Source organism: Meiothermus granaticius NBRC 107808 (assembly GCF_003574355.1).
Taxonomy (GTDB): domain Bacteria; phylum Deinococcota; class Deinococci; order Deinococcales; family Thermaceae; genus Meiothermus; species Meiothermus granaticius.
Genome location: NZ_QWLB01000012.1, coordinates 1 through 16,475 on the forward strand (window position 1 = coordinate 1; position 16,475 = coordinate 16,475).

Consider the following 16,475-nt stretch of genomic DNA (forward strand, 5'->3'; position numbering starts at 1 on the left):
ATTCAGGGGGGCGGGGGTGGGGGCGGGCTGGGTCAGGCGCTGGGCTAAAGGGTCGTTGGGATCAGGCTTACCCAGCGACTCCGCCGCGTCTTTGATGGGGCGGTAACCGGTACAGCGACAGAGGTTGCCGGAGAGGGCCTCGAGGTCAAAGCCCTGGCGTTCCTTGCGGTAGTACTCCGCTGCCATGCTCACCACGAAGCCCGGGGTGCAGTACCCACACTGCGAACCCCCCTGGAGCATGGCGGTTTGCACCGGGTGCAGCCCGTGGGTTTCCAGCCCCTCTACCGTCCAGACCTCCTGCCCGGCCAGGCTCGGCAGCAGCAACAAGCAGCCGTTCACCGACTCGAACCTCGAGGTGTTGCCGTCCGGGCGCAACAACAGCACCGCACAAGCCCCACACTCCCCCTCGGCGCAGCCCTCCTTGCTGCCGGTCAAGCCGTTGTGCCGCAGCCAGGACAACACCGTGGTGTGGGGATCCACCTCCGAGATCTCTACCGTCTTTCCGTTGAGCTTAAAGCTAAACACCCGGTCACGCCTCCTGAGATGGGGCAATTGTACGGCAAAGCCCCCAGAACCCTAAGGGTACGGGCTCCCCTCGAGGGGTCCGGCGGCGACCGCTTCAGTCAATGAAGATCGGCGGGCTGTCTTTGGGTGCGCCCGGTTTCTCCTCGCTGGGCTTGTCCTCGGCGTAGGAGAGGTGGGCCAGGGCCAGGGCCAGGATATAGGTGCCCCGGGCGATATCCTCTGGGGAAGCGTATTCATCGGGGCGGTGGCTAACCCCGTTGCGGCAAGGGATGAAGATCATGGCGGTAGGGCAGACCCGGGCCATGAACAAGGTGTCGTGGTAAGCTCGGCTCACCATGGGCTTAAACTTGACCCCGGCTTCCCCGCAGGCTGAAGCCAGGGCCCGCAGCACCTCCGTGCCGGACTTGGCCGGTGGGTCCAGGTTGACGATCTGCACGTTGTAGTCTATGCCCCGACGGGTTCCGACCTGCTCGACCCCCTGGATGATGCTGCGGATAACCCCGTCGCGGCGCTGAGGATCCACGTCCCGCACGTCGATCTCGAGCCGTACCTGGCTGGGCACACTGTTGACCGCATTGGGGTAGACCTCGCACAGCCCGGTGGTGGCCACGGTATTGATGCTGCCGCTGTTCTTGGCAAAGGCCTCCACCCCCAGAATGATCTCGGCCGCCGCGCACAGGGCATCCCGGCGTTCAGGCATCAGCACCGTTCCAGCATGCCCTCCCCGCCCCTCTAGGGTGACCCGCAGCGAAGCCGGGGCCGCGATCGCGGTGACGATTCCAATGGGTACCTGCTCCTGTTCCAGGGTGGGCCCTTGCTCGATGTGCAGCTCCACGAAGGAGTGATAAAACCCCTCGGGCAAGAGCACCTCATCCAGATCGGCGGTATATCCGGCGATTTGGCGAAGCTCCTCGAGGCTGCGCCCCTCGCTGTCAGTCAGCTCACGCAGGGAGTCGGGGACCAAGGCCCCCGCCAGGCCGCGCGAACCCAAGCAGCCGATCCCGAAACGGGTAGGTTCCTCGGCGGTGAAGAGGATCAGCTCGATGCTGCGCTTGGGCTGGAATCCTGCTCGCTGCAAAGAACGGATGGCCTCGAGGCCCCCCAGCACCCCTACCGTGCCATCGTACATCCCGGCATAGGGAACGGCGTCGTAGTGTGAGCCGGTGGCTACCGCTGGAAGCTCGGGCGCGGTGCCTTCCCAGCGGGCAAAAAGGTTGCCCAGGCCATCGGCGCGCAGGCTAAGCCCAGCCTCCCGGCACAGCCTGGTGAGATAGGCCCGGGCTTCCAGGTCGGGTGGGCTGAAGACCACTCGAGTGACCGCGGGTTTGGGGGTGTCGGAATAGGTGGCGAGCTGCTCGAGCTCTTGCAACAAGCGTTCTGGATCCAGGGAGGGTTTGGGAATCATAGCGCGGCCTCGGGCAGGGTCTGCGGAGGTGAAATGGTCACGGCGCCTCCAGTCTACTGCGTTTTTCGTTTCCCAGACTGCACTTGGAATGCGGGGTCAGAGCAGGGCCTCGAGCGAATGCCGGTTTACATCTTTGTAGATCAAGTATTTGGCCTGGGTCTTACCCAGCGCCCCGAACCACTGGGGACAGTAAGAGGCCATCCAGATCACGTCCCCGGCCACGACCGGATACCACTGCTCGGCCAGGCGGTACACCCCGCCCCCTTCGAGCATCAGCAGCCCATGCTCCATCACGTGGGTTTCTACAAAAGGCAGGTGGGCTCCTGGTGCGTAGGCCATGGTGTTTACGGCCATATCAAAGGAGAGGTGGTCGGGCAGCATCTGCCGCACCTGAAGGGCCTCATCCCCCATCAGCGGGGTGCTGGACAGGGTGGGTTCGGCCCCTACGATCACCTCGGGTAGATCCGCGCCCACCAACGGCTGGTAGGGCTTATCGATCAGCAAAACTCGAGCCGCCGTCTCGGCCTCGAGGCGGTGAGGGACATCGGGGGGAAGGTAAGCGTACCCATCGCCTTCTAAGCGATGGGTGGTCCCTGCGACCTCGAGCCTCACCGCCCCTTCCAGCACATAGGCGAAACGTTCGATCCCGGCGAGGGCCATCTCCCCCGTACCGCCGGCGGGCATCTCGGCGGTGTACATCTTGAAGCGAGCCCCCAGCTCGGGCGAGATGTGCACGATGCAGGGGGTGTTGCTCCAACCGGGGAGGGGCACCCGAACAAAGGTGTCGGGGGTGAGCAGGGCGTGGTCAGGTTGAACTCGAGTGCGGGTGGCTCCGGTCAGACTCATGGGCTCTCCTTAGGGTCAAAGCTCGCTGGGGATGGGGGCAATTCTACCCTTGGGCGGATTAGGGTGGGGTCTGCTACCGGGCGCACCATGCCGTCAGCGAACACCGGCTGGCCGCGTATGAAGGTGCGCTGCACCTTTCCGATGAAGCTCTGGCCCAGGTACGGGCTGAGCTTATGCCGATAGAACAGATCCTCGGGCTGCAGGGTGAAGCTTTGCTGCAGGTCCGCCAGGGTGAAATCGGCGTCGTAGCCGGGCTCGAGCCGCCCCTTCCCCTCCAGGCCAAACCGCCGGGCGGGGGCCTCGGCCAGCAGGCTGGCGATGGCTTCTAGCGGCAGCCCCCGGCGGTGCCAGCCCTCGCGGAGCAACACCCCCAGGGTAGACTGGACCCCGGCCACCCCACCCCACTGCGCGAACGCATCCTGGCCTTGTTTCAGGTGGGCCGGGCTGGGGGAGTGGTCGGAGCCGATGAGGTCTACCTTGCCCTCCAGCACCTGGCTCCACAGCAGCTCCCTCTCGAGCTCACTGCGCAGGGGCGGGGCACACTTGGTGAGGGCGCTAAACCGCAGCCCGGCCACTTCCCTGGAGGCCAGGCGCTCGAGGTCGGCCTCGCTGAAGGCCAGGTAGTGGGGGCAGGTCTCGAGGCTCACGTCCACCCCTTGGGCCTTGGCCTCGGCAGCCAGGGCTACCCCACTGCCGGAGCTGATATGCACGATGTGCAGCTTGCACTCGGTTTCCCGGGCCAAGATCAGGGCTTGGGCGATGGCCTCGAGCTCGGTGAAGACCGGTCTCGAGGCCAGGTAGTCGTGCCAGGTGGTCTTGCCCTGTGCGCGCAGGGTTCGCGTGAGGTGGGCGGTCAGTGCATCGCTCTCGGCATGCACGGCTACCGGCAGCCCCAGTTCAGCCGCAACCTTCATGCCCTCGTAGAGGGTGGCCACGTCGCAGGAGGGGAACTCCGGCAGCCCGGAGTTGGACATGAAGGCCTTGAACCCCACCACCCCCCGCGCGGCCAGCTCGGGCAGGTGCTCCAGGTTGCCAGGGGTGAGCCCGCCCCACAGCGCGAAATCGGTGGCAGAGAGCGAGCGCATCGCGGCCAGCTTGAGGTCAAAGCTTTCGGCGTCCAGGGTACAGGGCACGGAGTTGAGCGGCATGTCCACAAACAGCGTCCCACCCCCTGCGGCCAAGGCCGCGCTGCCGCTGGCGATCCCCTCCCAGTCGGTGTGACCGGGCTGGTTGAAATGGACATGGACATCAATGGTCCCAGGGAATAGGTGCAGCCCCTCGGCCCGAATCTCCTGGCGGGCCGGCTCAGCGATCTCGGGCTCGAGCCGAGCAATTTTTCCCTCCGCGATCCCCAGATCGGCCTGGAGAACCCCTTGTGGGCGGACAATCTGCGCTTGGCGAATGATCCACTCGAGCATATCCCTCCCTACAGCAGGGCCCCAACCGCAGCGACCCGCTCCGCCAGAACCTCAGCGCTGTCGGCCCGCACGGTGATATGCCCAACCTTGCGCCCAGGCTTGAGGGCCTTGCCATACCAGTGCAGGTGGGCTCCGGGAACGGCCAACACTCGAGCGGCCTCGGGCTGCTGGCCGATCAGGTTGAGCATGGCGGCATGGCCCCTGGAGAGGGAAGCCCCCAGGGGCCACCCCAGCAGGGCCCGCAGATGGTTCTCGAATTGGCTGGTCTCGGCCCCTTCGATCGTCCAGTGACCGGAGTTGTGCACCCGTGGGGCCATCTCGTTGGCCAGGAGCTGGCCTCCTACCTGGAACCACTCGATGGCCAGCACCCCTACGTACTCAAGCCGCTCCAACACCCGCAGGGTGTAGGCCTCGGCCTGGGCTTGCAATTCAGGGGAGAGGGCCGGGGCCGGGGCCCAGCTCTGGCGCAGAATCCCTTCGCGGTGGGTGTTTTCCACCAGCGGATAGAAAGCCGTCTCCCCACTTCGGCTTCGTACCGCCAGGCTCGAGACCTCCCGTTCAAACGGAACCCAGCCCTCGAGGATCAAGGGTTGCCCACCGAGCGCGGTCCAGGCCGGGTCAATGTCGGCCTGCTCCCGCAACACCCGCTGCCCTTTGCCGTCGTAGCCGAGGGTTCGGGTTTTGAGCACGGCGGGCAGACCGGTGCGCTCCAGCCCGTCCAACAGGTCGTTTTTGCTCAGAACCGGGTAAAACACCGGGGTGGGGAGACCCAACCCCCCCAGGAAGGTCTTTTCCACCACCCGATCCTGGGCCACCTCGAGGGCCTGCGGCGGCGGGTATACCGGAACCCGCTCCGCCAGAAAACGCGTAGCACCCACGGGGACATTTTCAAACTCGTAGGTGATGCAGTCGCAGCCTTCGGCAAAGCCAGCCAGGGCGGTGGGGTCGTCATAGGAACCCACCTGGAGCTCGGCCAACTGTCCAGCCGGGGCCTCGGCGGTGGTGTCAAAAAAGCGGAACTCGAGGCCCAGGGGCAACCCCGCCAAGGCCAGCATCCGCCCCAGTTGTCCGGCCCCCAGCACCCCGATTCTCATCGGCCCTCCTGGGGGTTGGGGTGCTCGAGCACCCGGCGGGTTTGCTCGGCGCGGTAGTGCTGTAGGGCGGCCTTGAACTGGGGGTACTTGCCGGCCAGGATGCTGGCGGCCAGGAGTGCGGCGTTGACGGCCCCGGCCCGCCCAATGGCCAGGGTGCCCACCGGCACCCCTGCCGGCATCTGCACGATGGAGAGCAGGGAGTCGAGCCCGTTGAGGGCCCTGGACTCAACCGGTACGCCCAGCACCGGGAGGGGGGTTTTGGCTGCACACATCCCAGGCAGGTGGGCGGCTCCACCGGCCCCGGCGATGATCACCTCGAGGCCCCGGCCCTCAGCGGTGGCCGCGTACTCGAAGAGCAGATCGGGGGTGCGGTGGGCCGAGACCACCCGGGTTTCGAAGGGAATGTCCAAGCGCTCGAGGGTTTGGGCAGCGTGACTCAGGGTTTCCCAGTCTGAGTGCGAACCCATGATGAGGCCAACCAAAGGGTTCATGCCAGCAGCATACCGCGCCCAAACTCCAGCCGCCGAGCCCGTCCGGAGATTTGCTACACTGAGGTCGGATGACACAAACCCTCTCTGCCCAGGCCCTTATTGCTGAGATTCGTGCTGCCCTCGAGGACAAGAAAGCGGAAAAGGTGGTGGCCCTCGATCTGCGAGAAGCCTCCGATTCCTTGGACTATTTCGTGATCGCTACCGGGACCTCACAGCCGCACCTGCAAGCCCTCGAGCGGGCCGTGCGCGAACGGCTCGAGGGGGAGGGGATACGGGCCAACAAGGTCGAAGGCCCCAGCCCCAGATGGGTTTTGCTCGACTACGGTGAGGTGCTGGTGCACCTGATGAGCCCCGAGGCCCGCGACTACTACGACCTCGAGGGGTTTTGGGCCGACGCCAAGCGGATCTGAGGCCTCAAGGCTCCTAATCCTTTAGCTTTTTTGCGGCCTCGAGCAGGGCCGGAAGCACCTGGTGTACGTCTCCCACCACGCCGTAATCGGTGATTTTGAAGATGGGGGCTTCGGCGTCCTTATTCACCGCCACGATGTATTTGCTCTTGTTCATCCCGGCCTGGTGCTGCACCGCGCCGGAAACCCCTAGGGCGATATAAACACTGGGTTGGACGGTTTTACCGGTTTGCCCGACCTGTTCGCCGTAGGGACGCCAGCCCGCATCCACCACCGCTCGAGTTGCCCCTACAGCCCCCCCCAGCACGCTTGCCAGGGCCTCCACCCCGGCAAAGGCTTCCGCGCTTCCCAGCCCACGCCCGCCGGTAACCACCACCGTGGCTTCGGAGAGCGAGACCCCTTTCTTCTGCTCGGCTACGCGCTCGAGCACCTCGACCTGAGCCCCAGGCTGCTCTACGGTTAGGGCCTCAATCCCCCCTTGGCCCTGCGGCTCGGCCGGTGGGGTGGTGTTGGGCTTGGCGGTCAGCACCACCGGGAGGTGGGCGGCCTGTTTCTCGGTGACGCGGTTGAGAAAGCTGTAGCGGCTGGCCAGAACCCTCGAGCCATCGGTGCTGCTCTCCAGGGTGTCTTCCAAGAGGGCGGCGTTCATCTTCAGGGCCAGCCGGGCGGTCCAGGTACGGCTCTGGCGGCTGGAGGCCACCACCACCACCTGGGCCCCGGATTTTTGCACCGCCGCATAGGCTGCCGCCGCCCAGCGTTCGGGGGTGTAGCTTCCAACCTCGGCGGTGTAGACGGTGGGGAGGTAGTTTCTGGCCTCTTCCGCCACCGCTCCCAGATTTTCTCCGATCACCAGGCCGGCGAGATTCCCCAGGCTCGAGAGCTGCCGGGCTCGAGCGATGGCCTCGAGGGCTCCCTTGCGCAAATGGCTTCCGTCGTGGTCGAGGATGACTAGAATCATGCAAACCTCCAGGACACGTTTCAGGGGGGGTGCAGGCCCCCGCCCTGAGGGGCTTCAGATGACTTTGGCTTCTTCATGCAGGAGCCGGATCAGTTGGTTGGCGGCGGCAACGGGGTCTTTGCTGCCATCGATGACCTGATTCAGGCGCTGGCGCTCCTGGATGGTTTGCTCGAGCACCTCCACCTTGCTCTGAACGCTGAGGGGCACCTTGCGCAGCTCTTTCTTCTTGGCCTTCATGATGCCCGGCAGGGTGGGGTAGCGGGGCTCGTTCAGGCCCTGCTGGCTGGTGAATACCGCTGGAAGCGGCACCCGCACCAGCTCAGCCCCCTCGTCCAGGTCGTGTTTGGCCTTGGCCTGGGTTTCCCCCTCGAGCTCGAGCTGGGTCGTCCAGGTCACCACCGGCCAACCCAGGGCCTCGGCCAGGGCCGGGCCCAGGGCCTGAGAGTCCCAGTCGGCTTGCTGCCCCCCGGTAAACACCAAGGTGGGGGCCTCCTCGCGAATGGTTTCTGCCAGATGCTGGGCTTGGCTGATGGGGTCTACGTATCCCTCAGCCACTAGGTGCACCGCGCGATCTGCTCCCATGGCCAAAGCGGTGCGCAGGGCCTCTTCAAAGCGCTCGGGGCCCAGCGCCATCACCACCGCCTCGCCGCCGTGGGCTTCTTTGAGGCGGATGACCTCCTCCACGGCCCACTCGTCCATCCCGTCCAGGATCAGCGTTACCCCACCGAGGCTCACCTGGCCGCCCTCGATCTTGAGCTTTGCTTCGTTGTCAGGAACCTGCCGCAGGACTGCGATGAATTTCATTGTTCCTCTCTTTCATGGGCGACTTTAACTGTTCAGGATATGCCGCGCAATGATCAAACGCTGGATCTCGTTGGTGCCCTCATAGATCTGGTTGAGCTTCACATCGCGCAGCAGCTTTTCCACCGGGTATTCCTGCATGTAGCCAAAGCCCCCGTGAATCTGAATGGCCTGATTGGCGGCGTCGAAGGCGATCTCTGAAGCATAGGCCTTCGCGATGGCCGCAGCGTGTGCTTGTGGCAGCTTCTGGTCGGTGAGCCAGGCCGCGTAGTAGGTGTAGGCTCGAGCTGTCTCGAGGCCCATCAGCATCTCGGCTAGCTTGAACTGCACCGCTTGGAACTGGGCGATGGGCTGGCCAAACGCCTCCCGTTCTTTGGCGTATTTAGTGGACTCCTCCAAAGCCCGCCGCGCCACCCCCACGCTCCCCGCGGCTACGGGAATGCGGGTTTTGTCTAGGGTGTTCATGGCCAGCTTGAAGCCGTCCCCCTCCTGGCCCAGCAGGTTCTCGGCCGGAACCCAGCACTCCTCAAAGACCAGCTCGTAGGTTGCCGAGGCCCGCTGGCCCATCTTGCCGTGCAGCTTATGGGCCCTAAACCCAGGTGTACCCTTATCGACCACCAGGGCCACCACGCCCTTGTGCCGGGCCTCGGGGTTGACCGTAGCAAAGACCACCACGAACTCGGCATCCCCGCCGTTGGTGATCCAGGTTTTGCTGCCGTTCAAGATATACCCATCACCGCTTTTCACCGCCCGGGTGCGCAAGGCGGCCGCATCAGAACCGTTGCCGGGCTCACTCAGGCCAAAGGCAGCCAGGCTGGGCTTCTGGGTCAGCTTCCTGAGGAAGCGCTCCTTCTGCTCAGAGGAACCGGCCAGCAGCACCGGGGTGATCCCGAGGTCGGAGGCCATGGCGATGGTGTAGATCCCCATGCAACCCCAGGCCAGCTCTTCCCCCAAAATGACCTCGTCTACCATCGAGAGCCCGAGCCCACCGTATTCCTCGGGGATGACCGCGTTCAAGAGTCCAACCCCGTGCAGCTTCTCGATCACCGGCCAGGGCATCTCCTCTTTGGCATCGTAAAGCGCGGCGACCGGGGCGATCTGCTCTTTCGCAAAGCGCCGCGCCAGGGCCTGCAACTGCTTTTGTTCCTCGCTCAGGGTGAAGTCTATGGCCATACATGGAAGGCTGAAGGCCAAGGGCCTGGGGCTTTAGGCATTCAGCGTTGATTCACCTCCTCGGTAGACTTTGATTTTTCACATCGGCACAACAAATCCTGCACTTTCTTTGACCAAGTATAAGTTTTCGCCTCGCCCCTTGCAAGGCGGCTTTCCTATCGTATCACCGCTTTCCCGGCGAAAAAGCGTTCTAAATGGTCTCGATCACAAAGCGGGGGGAGTCTGAGGGCATAGAATCCGCCCCATGAGCTTGCTGTTTACTCCGCTGAAGCTGCGCTCCCTCGAGCTCAAGAACCGCATGGTAATGTCCCCAATGTGCCAGTATTCAGCCCAGGACGGCCTGGTGAAGGCCTGGCACCGGCTGCACTACCCCACCCGAGCCATCGGCGGGGTCGGGGCGGTGCTGGTGGAGGCGACCGCGGTGGAAAGTCGGGGCCGGATCAGCCCGGATGACCTGGGCATTTGGTCGGATGCGCATCTGCCGGGTTTAGAGGCCCTGGCTCGAGATATTGCAGAGGCTGGAGCGGTGCCGGGGATTCAACTGGCCCACGCCGGGCGCAAGGCGGGGGTCTCGAGCCCCTGGAAGGGGGGGCAGCCCCTGCACCTATGGACCCCTGTGGCCCCGAGCCCCCTGCCCTTTTCCGAGGGCTGGGACACCCCCCGCGAGCTTGACTGGATCGGCTTGGAGCAGGTTCGTGAGGCCTTTGTGCAGGGCGCCAGGCGAGCGCTCAGGGCTGGGTTTCGGCTCCTCGAGCTGCACGCGGCGCACGGTTATCTGCTGCACTCTTTTCTCTCCCCTCTAACCAATCAACGCTCCGATCAATATGGGGGAAGCCGCAAGAACCGGATGCGCTTTGTGCTCGAGGTGACCGCTGCGGTGCGGGAGGTGTGGCCTGCCGAACTGCCCCTGTGGGTACGGGTTTCGGCCTCGGACTGGGTGCAGGGGGGGTGGGACATCGAAGACACCGTAGCCCTGGCCGGTGAGCTGGCCGGGGGTGGGGTGGATTTGCTGGACTGTTCCTCCGGCGGGATTGCCCCAGGAATTCGAATTCCGGCTGCTCCAGGCTATCAGGTTCCCTTTGCGGCTCGAGTGCGCCAGGAGACCGGTCTTCCGACTGGAGCGGTGGGGCTGATCACCGACCCACTGCAGGCCGAGGAGATCCTGCAGCGGGGAGAGGCTGAGGTAGTTTTGTTGGGGCGGGTTTTGCTGCGGGATCCGTACTGGGGATACCGGGCGGCAAAAGCCCTAAACGCTGGGAAAGTCTGGCCCCCGCAGTATGAGCGAGCCCTGGTTTAGGGTAGGGGAAAGGGTTACCCGGCTTGCGAGGTGATGAAGGGGAGGTTTCGATCTAGCTGGGAGCGATCCAGGCCGTAGCCGTAGACAAAGGCGTCCTCGATCTCGAAGCCCAGGTAGTGGATGGGCACCTCGATCTTGCGGCGGCTGGGTTTGGAGAGCAGGGCGGCGACCTTGAGCGAGGCAGGCAGACGGGCCTCGAGCATCCGCAGCAGGTAGTTGAGGGTGATACCGGTATCCACGATGTCCTCCACGATGAGGACGGGGCGGCCTGAGATGGGGTAGCGCAGATCCTTGATCAGCTCAACCTCGCCGCTGGATTTGGTGGCGTTGCCATAGGAGGAGACCGCCAGGAAGTCCATGGAGAGCGGCAGGTCTATGGAGCGCACCAGGTCGGCCATGAAGATGAACGCCCCGTTCAAGACGCAGATCAGGTGCGGTTGTTGGTCTGCATAGTCACTTCTTATTTGCGCGCCGAGTTCGCGAATGCGGGCTGCGATCTGCGCCTCGCTGAGTTGAACCGGGCCTTTCCCGGTCTGAAAGATGCTCACGGGAAGATTTTACGCTACCCTGCTCCCCTCGAGGGGTCGGGTTGGATCCCCCGGTGTTTTGGCCATGGGCCGACCCTCCCCTCGGACTGGGGGCTGGGGGCCTGCTCGCCCGGGCTTTGGGCTTGGGGGAGTGTGGCCTGGCGGGGGCTTCCGGGTGCCTCAACCAGGCCACTGGGGCATTGGCCAAGAGGGCTTGTACCTCGCCCGGAGCGAGGTAACGCCACTCCCCCTCCTTCAGCTCCCCCAGCTCCACCGGACCCACCGCCAGGCGCACCAAGCGGAGTACCGGGTGGCCGATTCGGCCCAACATGCGCCGCACCTCGCGCTTTCGCCCCTCGGTGAGCACCAGCAGAACCCCCTCCTTGGTGGGGCGGGCCTCGAGGGCTCTGGCCAGCCCATCCCCCAGCAGCACGCCCTGCTCGAGCTGCCGGCACTCCTCCCGAGAGAGTCGCCCCCGTTTGCTCCAGGCGCGATAGAGCTTGGGAACCGCGTTTTTGGGATGGCTGAGGAAGTGGGTGAGCTCGCCGTCGGTGGTCAGAAGCAAAAGCCCTTCGGTATCCTTGTCGAGCCGCCCCACCGAGTGCAGGCCGGGATGCTCGGGAACCAGCTCGTAGACCAGCCGCTCGGCGTGGGCATCCTCGTGGGTGGTGGTGTAGCCCTTGGGTTTGTTCAGGGCGATGGTTACGGTTTTTTGGGGCAGCCGTACCCGTTCCCCGTCGAGCCGCACCACGTCGTCCTGGCCTACCGTGGCCCCGATCTCCACGATCTGCCCATTAACCGAAACCCGTCCAGCCCGGATGAGCGCTTCCGCCTTGCGGCGGCTGGCCACACCGGCTCGGGCGAGGTACTGCTGGAGTCGCATGGCTCCCAGTCTACGCCACCCAGCCAGGGGGCCTAAGCCTGGGGGCTGGAAGCGGCCAGCGGCAGCCTTACCACCGCGGTAGTGCCCTGACCCAACGCGCTCTCGAGCCAGATGCTTCCGCTGTGCTGCTCGACGATCCAGCGGGCGATGGAGAGGCCTAATCCGGTACCCCCAGGGTCACGGCCTGGGGTGCGGGCGTGATCGGCACGGTAAAAACGCTCAAACACTCGAGGCAGGTCGTGAGGGGCGATGCCGATGCCGTTGTCCTCCACCCGGACCTCTGCGGCTCCTTTTTGCAGGGCACAGCTCAGCCGCACGTGACCGGGGAGCGGAGTGTATTTGAGGGCGTTGTCTAGCAAGATCAGGAACAGCTCCTTAAGGCGATCGGGGTCGCCCTGGACATGTGCGCGCTCCAGGCTCCCTAGTTCGAGGGTGTGCCCTCGAGCCAACCCTTGCGCGCTGGAAAAGACCTCACGCAACACCTCCTCGAGCTGCAGCAGCTCCTGTCGCACCCGAGCCCCCGCGTCGCCCCGGGCCAGGGCCAGCAGGTCGTTGACCAAGCGGGCCAGCCGCCCGGCTTCGCGGGCAGCCTCGGCGATGGCCTCCTCCCGATCCTCCACGCTCATGTCTTTGAAGCGCTCGAGCAGGTCCAGGTTGCCCTGGATGGCAGTGAGGGGGGCCCGCAGCTCATGGGCGGCGTCGGCCACAAAACGCTTCTGGCCCTCTGAAAGCTCGCGGTAGCGCTGCTCGCTCTGGCGGAGGGCGGTCTCGGCCTGGGCCCGCTCGAGGGCGGCCCAGGTGCGCTCCGCGGTCTCTTCGACCAGGGTGATCTCGCTCTGGCTCCAGTTCCGAGGCTGCGCGCTGTGTACGGCCAGCCCCGCCACCAGGCGACCCCCCTTGACCAGGGGCACCCCGATATAGGCCCGAATCTCAGCCGCAGCATAGGTCTGCTGCTCCTCCGGCGACCGCTGCGCCTCGGCGGTCACATCGGCCAAAACGGCGGTACGCCCAGAGCGGTATTCATCCAGGAGCCACTGGCCAAACGAAGCGACCGGATAGCGCCCCGCCAGGGAACCTCCCCCTTTGGACCAATCGTGCCCGACTATATACTCCTCGCCCCGCACCTCGAAGTAGACCACGCGATCCACCTGAAGGTGTTGGCCAAGCTGTCGGGCGGCTTCGATCTGAATTGCCGCTGGATCGGTCAGCGGGCGCACCGCGTCGGAGAGTTGTACCAAGTAGGCCTGCCGAGCCTCAGCCTCGAGCTGTGCGGTGACATCGGTGTTGGTGCCGAACCACCGTCGGAGCCGCCCGTTGGCATCTTTGAAGGGGGCAATGCGGGTCAGGAAGGGCCGGAATACCCCATCGGCTCCGCGCAGCGGGAAGGTCATATCGAAGGGCTCCCCATTTTCTAAAGAGGCTTTCCAGCGCTCGAGCACCTGAGGCAACACCTCAGGGTGGTGAACCCTTTGCCACCCCCACCCCGCGACCTCCTCAAAGGTGGTACCGGTGTACTCGTACCAGCGCTGGTTGTACCAGAAGACAGACCCATGCTCATCCGCCATCCAGGCCAGCTGGGGAATGGTCTCGGCGAGCTGGCGGAAGCGCGCCTCGCTCTCTCGCAATTCCTGCTCGTTCTGCTTTCGCTCGGTGATGTCCAGGTCGAGCCCCAGCAGTCGCAGCACCGCGCCGTTTTGGCCTCGGTAGACTTGGGCCCGGCTCTCGATCCAGCGTACCCCGCCGCCGGGCAAGGCCACGCGGTACTCAAAGGTAGGCGGACGGTCTGCGGTCCCACTTCCGCGTATCAGCGCCTCGACCCGGGCCCGGTCCTCGGGGTGGACGCACTCGAGAAACGCCTCGATCCCCCCCCGGAAAGTTCCGGGCTCCAGCCCCAACAGCCGTTCAAACTCGGGCGACCAGCGATGCCGGTCGTGCTGGGCGTCCCACTCCCACCAGCCCATCCGAGCTGCACCCAGGGCCAGCTCGAGCCGGTCCTGCTCCTCTTCGAGGTGGCCGATGGTGGCCTGCAGCGTAGAGGCCAGCAGGCCCAGCTCGTCCTGCGAGAGGCCTTGATTTCCGGGCCTGTGTCGGGTGACTCGAGCGATCTCCCGTGCGCGGGCAGCCAGGCGGGTCAAAGGGCGCAAACTGGGGCCGGTCAAGAGCGAACCCAGGAGCATGACCAGCAGGGTTCCCAGGGCGGCCAGGCCCAAGAAATTACGCCAGGCCACTCCTAGAGCCCGATCGGTGGGGTAGAGCGAGACCACTACCTGGAGCAGCCGCCCGTCGGGCAAGCGCTGGGTATAGCTGCGCCAGCGGCTGCCTTCGGCTACCGTGAGCCCAAACCCGATCTCGGCGCTCTGGGATGAGTCGGAGAAGACGGGATTGATTGGGGGGAGCCAGTGGATCCAGTGGGCATAAGCCGGTACCCCCTTGCTGAGGGCGGGCAAGGGGGGTATGGACGGGGCCTGAGGATCGCCCACCGCGTCCAACCGCTCCCCCTCTGGGCTGAAGAGCCGCAGCGCCACGGGGGAACCGATGCGGGGGGGCTCGAGGGGGATTCCACTGGCGAGGTGGGCCGCGTTTTGACGCACGAAGAGCTGCAACAGCTCATCAAGGTTGCGATAGGCCGCTCGCTCGTAAAACCCATATCCTACCAGCAAGGCCAGCACCAGGGCCAGGCTGGCCAAGAGACCATAGATAAGCGCGAGGCGCAGACGTAGGGCCACATTCACTCCCCAGGCTCATGCCCCCAAGCCCGGTCCAAGGCCCATCGAGGGGGCCATTTGCCCGAAATTCGACCGCGGTTTAGGGGCAAGGCCACCGCTGTGACCGGATCCAATGCCCGTAAGGTGCGCAGTGCCTGGCTCAGACTCAACCCTCCCCCTGCCTTCCATCATGGCGGTTGGGCCTCCCCGTGTTGTTGCCTGGCTCATAGTTTGAACCCAGGCCACCCCAAGGAGACCGGAGGGCTGAACTCCCTGGTAGCCTGTCTAAACGCCTGCGGCGTGGAAGGCTGCGCTTACGACCTGCTGGGCCTCGAGCAAGACCTGCTCGAGGTGGGCCGGCCCCTTGAAGCTCTCGGCGTAGATTTTGTACACATCCTCGGTGCCGCTAGGCCGGGCGGCAAACCAGGCGTTTTCGGTACTCACCTTGAGCCCGCCGATAGGCTCGTCGTTCCCCGGTGCCCGGGTCAGCTTGGCGATGATCGGCTCGCCGGCCAGCTCGGTCGCCTGCACGCTCTCCGGGTTGAGGTTGGCCAGAACCTTTTTCTGCGCGGGGTTAGCCGGGGCATCCATGCGGCTGTAGGCACTCGAGCCAAAGCGGGCCTCGAGCGCACGGTAGTGCTGGCTGGGGCTCTTGCCGGTTTTGGCTAGGATTTCCGCGGCCAGTAGCCCCAGGATGATTCCATCTTTATCGGTGCTCCAGGCCGAGCCGTCCATCCGCAGGAAGCTGGCCCCCGCGCTCTCTTCCCCTCCAAACCCTAAGCTGCCGTCCAGGAGCCCTTCCACAAAATACTTGAACCCTACCGGCACCTCGACCAACCGCCTACCCAGGCTGTGGGTGACTCGGTCAATCATGCTGCTGGAGACCAAGGTTTTACCTACGCCGGTGGTCTGTGGCCACTGGGGGCGGTGTTGAAAGAGATAATGAACGCACACCGCCAGATAGTGATTGGGGTTCATGAGCCCCTCTGGGGTGACGATGCCATGCCGGTCCGCATCGGGGTCGTTGCCCACCGCCACATCAAAGCGGTCCTTGAGCCCAATCAGCGAGGCCATGGCGTAGGGAGAGGAGCAGTCCATGCGGATTTTGCCGTCTTTATCCACGGTCATGAAAGCAAAGCTGGGATCTATGCGGGTATTGACCACGCTGAGGTCTAGCCCGTAGTGCTCAGCGATCTGCTGCCAAACCGCTAGCGAACTGCCCCCCAAAGGGTCTACCCCGAGCTTCACCGTCCCTTTGATCGCCTCCAGATCCACGATCTGCTCGAGCCCCTGCACATAGGGGGAGACGAAATCAAAGGCCTCGGCACGGCCCAGGGCCTTTGCCAGCGAGAGCCGCTTGACCGCCCCCAACCCCTCGGCGAGCAGGGTGTTGGCCCGCTCCTGGATGGCCTTGGTGACCCTGGTATCGGCGGGGCCTCCGCTGGGGGGGTTGTACTTGAAGCCGCCATCGGCTGGGGGGTTGTGGCTGGGGGTGATGACGATTCCATCGGCCAGCCCGTCGCGGCGGCCCCGGTTGTGGCTGAGGATGGCGTGGGAGATCAGCGGGGTAGGGGTGTAGCCCCGCCCAGACTGATAGCACACCCTGACCCCGTTGGCCACCAGAACCTCGAGGGCCGTACCCCAGGCGGCTTCGGAGAGGGCGTGGGTATCCATGCCGAGGTAGAGCGGTCCGCTGATGCCCTGGGCCGCGCGATACTCGGCCACTGCCTGTGAGATCGCCAGAATGTGGGCCTCATTGAATGTACCGTTCAAGGAGGTGCCCCGGTGCCCGCTGGTACCAAAGGCCACCTGCTGGCCGGGATCGGTGGGGTCGGGGTGCAGGGAGTAGTAGGCGCTGATCAGGCGGGGGATGTTGCTCAAGATTTCCTGGGGGGCAGGCTGGCCAGCAAGAGGGCTCAAAGACATAAGGACTCCTTTGGTAGGA

15 protein-coding genes are annotated in these 16,475 nt (G+C 64.9%); 2 read left to right on the forward strand and 13 right to left on the reverse strand.

Annotated features, from left to right (window positions below):
• The 6 genes from Mgrana_RS05745 to purE all read right to left on the reverse strand — a co-directional run.
• The coding region (locus Mgrana_RS05745; RefSeq protein ID WP_147371287.1) for a 2Fe-2S iron-sulfur cluster-binding protein at positions 1-525 on the reverse strand (525 nt) is incomplete at its 3' end.
• A gap of 94 nt (positions 526-619) precedes the next feature.
• Positions 620-1,930: a M20 family metallo-hydrolase gene (locus Mgrana_RS05750; RefSeq protein ID WP_119356654.1), complete on the reverse strand. Its 1,311-nt coding sequence runs from the start codon at positions 1,928-1,930 to the stop codon at positions 620-622.
• A 96-nt stretch (positions 1,931-2,026) separates the two neighbouring features.
• Entirely contained in the window at positions 2,027-2,776 is a 750-nt protein-coding gene (allE, locus tag Mgrana_RS05755) for a (S)-ureidoglycine aminohydrolase (RefSeq protein ID WP_119356655.1), read from the reverse strand.
• On the reverse strand, positions 2,773-4,194 hold the full coding sequence (locus Mgrana_RS05760; protein ID WP_119356656.1) for an allantoinase: 1,422 nt from the start codon (positions 4,192-4,194) through the stop codon (positions 2,773-2,775). The genes allE and Mgrana_RS05760 overlap by 4 nt, the downstream gene beginning before the upstream one ends.
• A gap of 8 nt (positions 4,195-4,202) precedes the next feature.
• Positions 4,203-5,288: a 5-(carboxyamino)imidazole ribonucleotide synthase gene (locus Mgrana_RS05765; protein WP_119356657.1), complete on the reverse strand. Its 1,086-nt coding sequence runs from the start codon at positions 5,286-5,288 to the stop codon at positions 4,203-4,205.
• On the reverse strand, positions 5,285-5,779 hold the full coding sequence (gene purE, locus Mgrana_RS05770; RefSeq protein WP_119356658.1) for a 5-(carboxyamino)imidazole ribonucleotide mutase: 495 nt from the start codon (positions 5,777-5,779) through the stop codon (positions 5,285-5,287). The genes Mgrana_RS05765 and purE overlap by 4 nt, the downstream gene beginning before the upstream one ends.
• 68 nt (positions 5,780-5,847) lie before the next feature.
• Here purE and rsfS point away from each other — a divergent pair, with 68 nt between their 5' ends.
• The gene (gene rsfS / locus Mgrana_RS05775) at positions 5,848-6,189 is read left to right on the forward strand and encodes a ribosome silencing factor (RefSeq protein ID WP_119356659.1); all 342 of its coding nucleotides are present in this window, start codon (positions 5,848-5,850) and stop codon (positions 6,187-6,189) included.
• 13 nt (positions 6,190-6,202) lie between these two features.
• Here the strand turns inward: rsfS and Mgrana_RS05780 are convergent, their stop codons facing one another.
• Genes Mgrana_RS05780 through Mgrana_RS05790 form a run of 3 tightly spaced genes read right to left on the reverse strand, consistent with a single transcriptional unit; the run spans position 6,203 to position 9,118 of the window.
• The gene (locus tag Mgrana_RS05780; RefSeq protein WP_119356660.1) at positions 6,203-7,144 is read right to left on the reverse strand and encodes an electron transfer flavoprotein subunit alpha/FixB family protein; all 942 of its coding nucleotides are present in this window, start codon (positions 7,142-7,144) and stop codon (positions 6,203-6,205) included.
• Between the two features lie 54 nt (positions 7,145-7,198).
• Positions 7,199-7,948: an electron transfer flavoprotein subunit beta/FixA family protein gene (locus Mgrana_RS05785; RefSeq protein WP_119356661.1), complete on the reverse strand. Its 750-nt coding sequence runs from the start codon at positions 7,946-7,948 to the stop codon at positions 7,199-7,201.
• Positions 7,949-7,972: 24 nt separating this feature from the next.
• Positions 7,973-9,118, reverse strand: a complete 1,146-nt coding sequence (locus Mgrana_RS05790) for an acyl-CoA dehydrogenase family protein (RefSeq protein ID WP_119356662.1) — start codon at positions 9,116-9,118, stop codon at positions 7,973-7,975.
• A gap of 244 nt (positions 9,119-9,362) precedes the next feature.
• On the opposite strand from Mgrana_RS05790, the gene Mgrana_RS05795 reads away from it, so the two are divergent.
• On the forward strand, positions 9,363-10,415 hold the full coding sequence (locus tag Mgrana_RS05795) for an NADH:flavin oxidoreductase/NADH oxidase (protein ID WP_119356663.1): 1,053 nt from the start codon (positions 9,363-9,365) through the stop codon (positions 10,413-10,415).
• Positions 10,416-10,429: 14 nt separating this feature from the next.
• On the opposite strand, the gene hpt is transcribed toward Mgrana_RS05795, so the two are convergent.
• The 4 genes from hpt to pgm all read right to left on the reverse strand — a co-directional run bounded on the left by hpt (position 10,430) and on the right by pgm (position 16,456).
• Positions 10,430-10,957: a hypoxanthine phosphoribosyltransferase gene (gene hpt, locus Mgrana_RS05800; protein WP_170146411.1), complete on the reverse strand. Its 528-nt coding sequence runs from the start codon at positions 10,955-10,957 to the stop codon at positions 10,430-10,432.
• Positions 10,869-11,825, reverse strand: coding sequence for a pseudouridine synthase (locus Mgrana_RS05805; protein WP_119356665.1), 957 nt, complete (start codon positions 11,823-11,825; stop codon positions 10,869-10,871). The genes hpt and Mgrana_RS05805 overlap by 89 nt, the downstream gene beginning before the upstream one ends.
• Before the next feature lie 32 nt (positions 11,826-11,857).
• The gene (locus tag Mgrana_RS05810) at positions 11,858-14,557 is read right to left on the reverse strand and encodes a PAS domain-containing sensor histidine kinase (protein ID WP_119356666.1); all 2,700 of its coding nucleotides are present in this window, start codon (positions 14,555-14,557) and stop codon (positions 11,858-11,860) included.
• A 258-nt stretch (positions 14,558-14,815) separates the two neighbouring features.
• On the reverse strand, positions 14,816-16,456 hold the full coding sequence (pgm, locus tag Mgrana_RS05815) for a phosphoglucomutase (alpha-D-glucose-1,6-bisphosphate-dependent) (protein ID WP_119356667.1): 1,641 nt from the start codon (positions 16,454-16,456) through the stop codon (positions 14,816-14,818).
• Between the last annotated feature and the right edge of the window lie 19 nt (positions 16,457-16,475).

Bases quoted from the DNA above. Each gene is read 5' to 3' on its own strand.
- Mgrana_RS05750 (WP_119356654.1), bottom strand. From the start codon at position 1,930: ATGATTCCCAAACCCTCCCTGGATCCAGAACGCTTGTTGCAAGAGCTC.
- allE (WP_119356655.1), bottom strand. From the start codon at position 2,776: ATGAGTCTGACCGGAGCCACCCGCACTCGAGTTCAACCTGACCACGCC.
- Mgrana_RS05760 (WP_119356656.1), bottom strand. From the start codon at position 4,194: ATGCTCGAGTGGATCATTCGCCAAGCGCAGATTGTCCGCCCACAAGGG.
- Mgrana_RS05765 (WP_119356657.1), bottom strand. From the start codon at position 5,288: ATGAGAATCGGGGTGCTGGGGGCCGGACAACTGGGGCGGATGCTGGCC.
- purE (WP_119356658.1), bottom strand. From the start codon at position 5,779: ATGAACCCTTTGGTTGGCCTCATCATGGGTTCGCACTCAGACTGGGAA.
- rsfS (WP_119356659.1), top strand. From the start codon at position 5,848: ATGACACAAACCCTCTCTGCCCAGGCCCTTATTGCTGAGATTCGTGCT.
- Mgrana_RS05780 (WP_119356660.1), bottom strand. From the start codon at position 7,144: ATGATTCTAGTCATCCTCGACCACGACGGAAGCCATTTGCGCAAGGGA.
- Mgrana_RS05785 (WP_119356661.1), bottom strand. From the start codon at position 7,948: ATGAAATTCATCGCAGTCCTGCGGCAGGTTCCTGACAACGAAGCAAAG.
- Mgrana_RS05790 (WP_119356662.1), bottom strand. From the start codon at position 9,118: ATGGCCATAGACTTCACCCTGAGCGAGGAACAAAAGCAGTTGCAGGCC.
- Mgrana_RS05795 (WP_119356663.1), top strand. From the start codon at position 9,363: ATGAGCTTGCTGTTTACTCCGCTGAAGCTGCGCTCCCTCGAGCTCAAG.
- Mgrana_RS05805 (WP_119356665.1), bottom strand. From the start codon at position 11,825: ATGCGACTCCAGCAGTACCTCGCCCGAGCCGGTGTGGCCAGCCGCCGC.
- pgm (WP_119356667.1), bottom strand. From the start codon at position 16,456: ATGTCTTTGAGCCCTCTTGCTGGCCAGCCTGCCCCCCAGGAAATCTTG.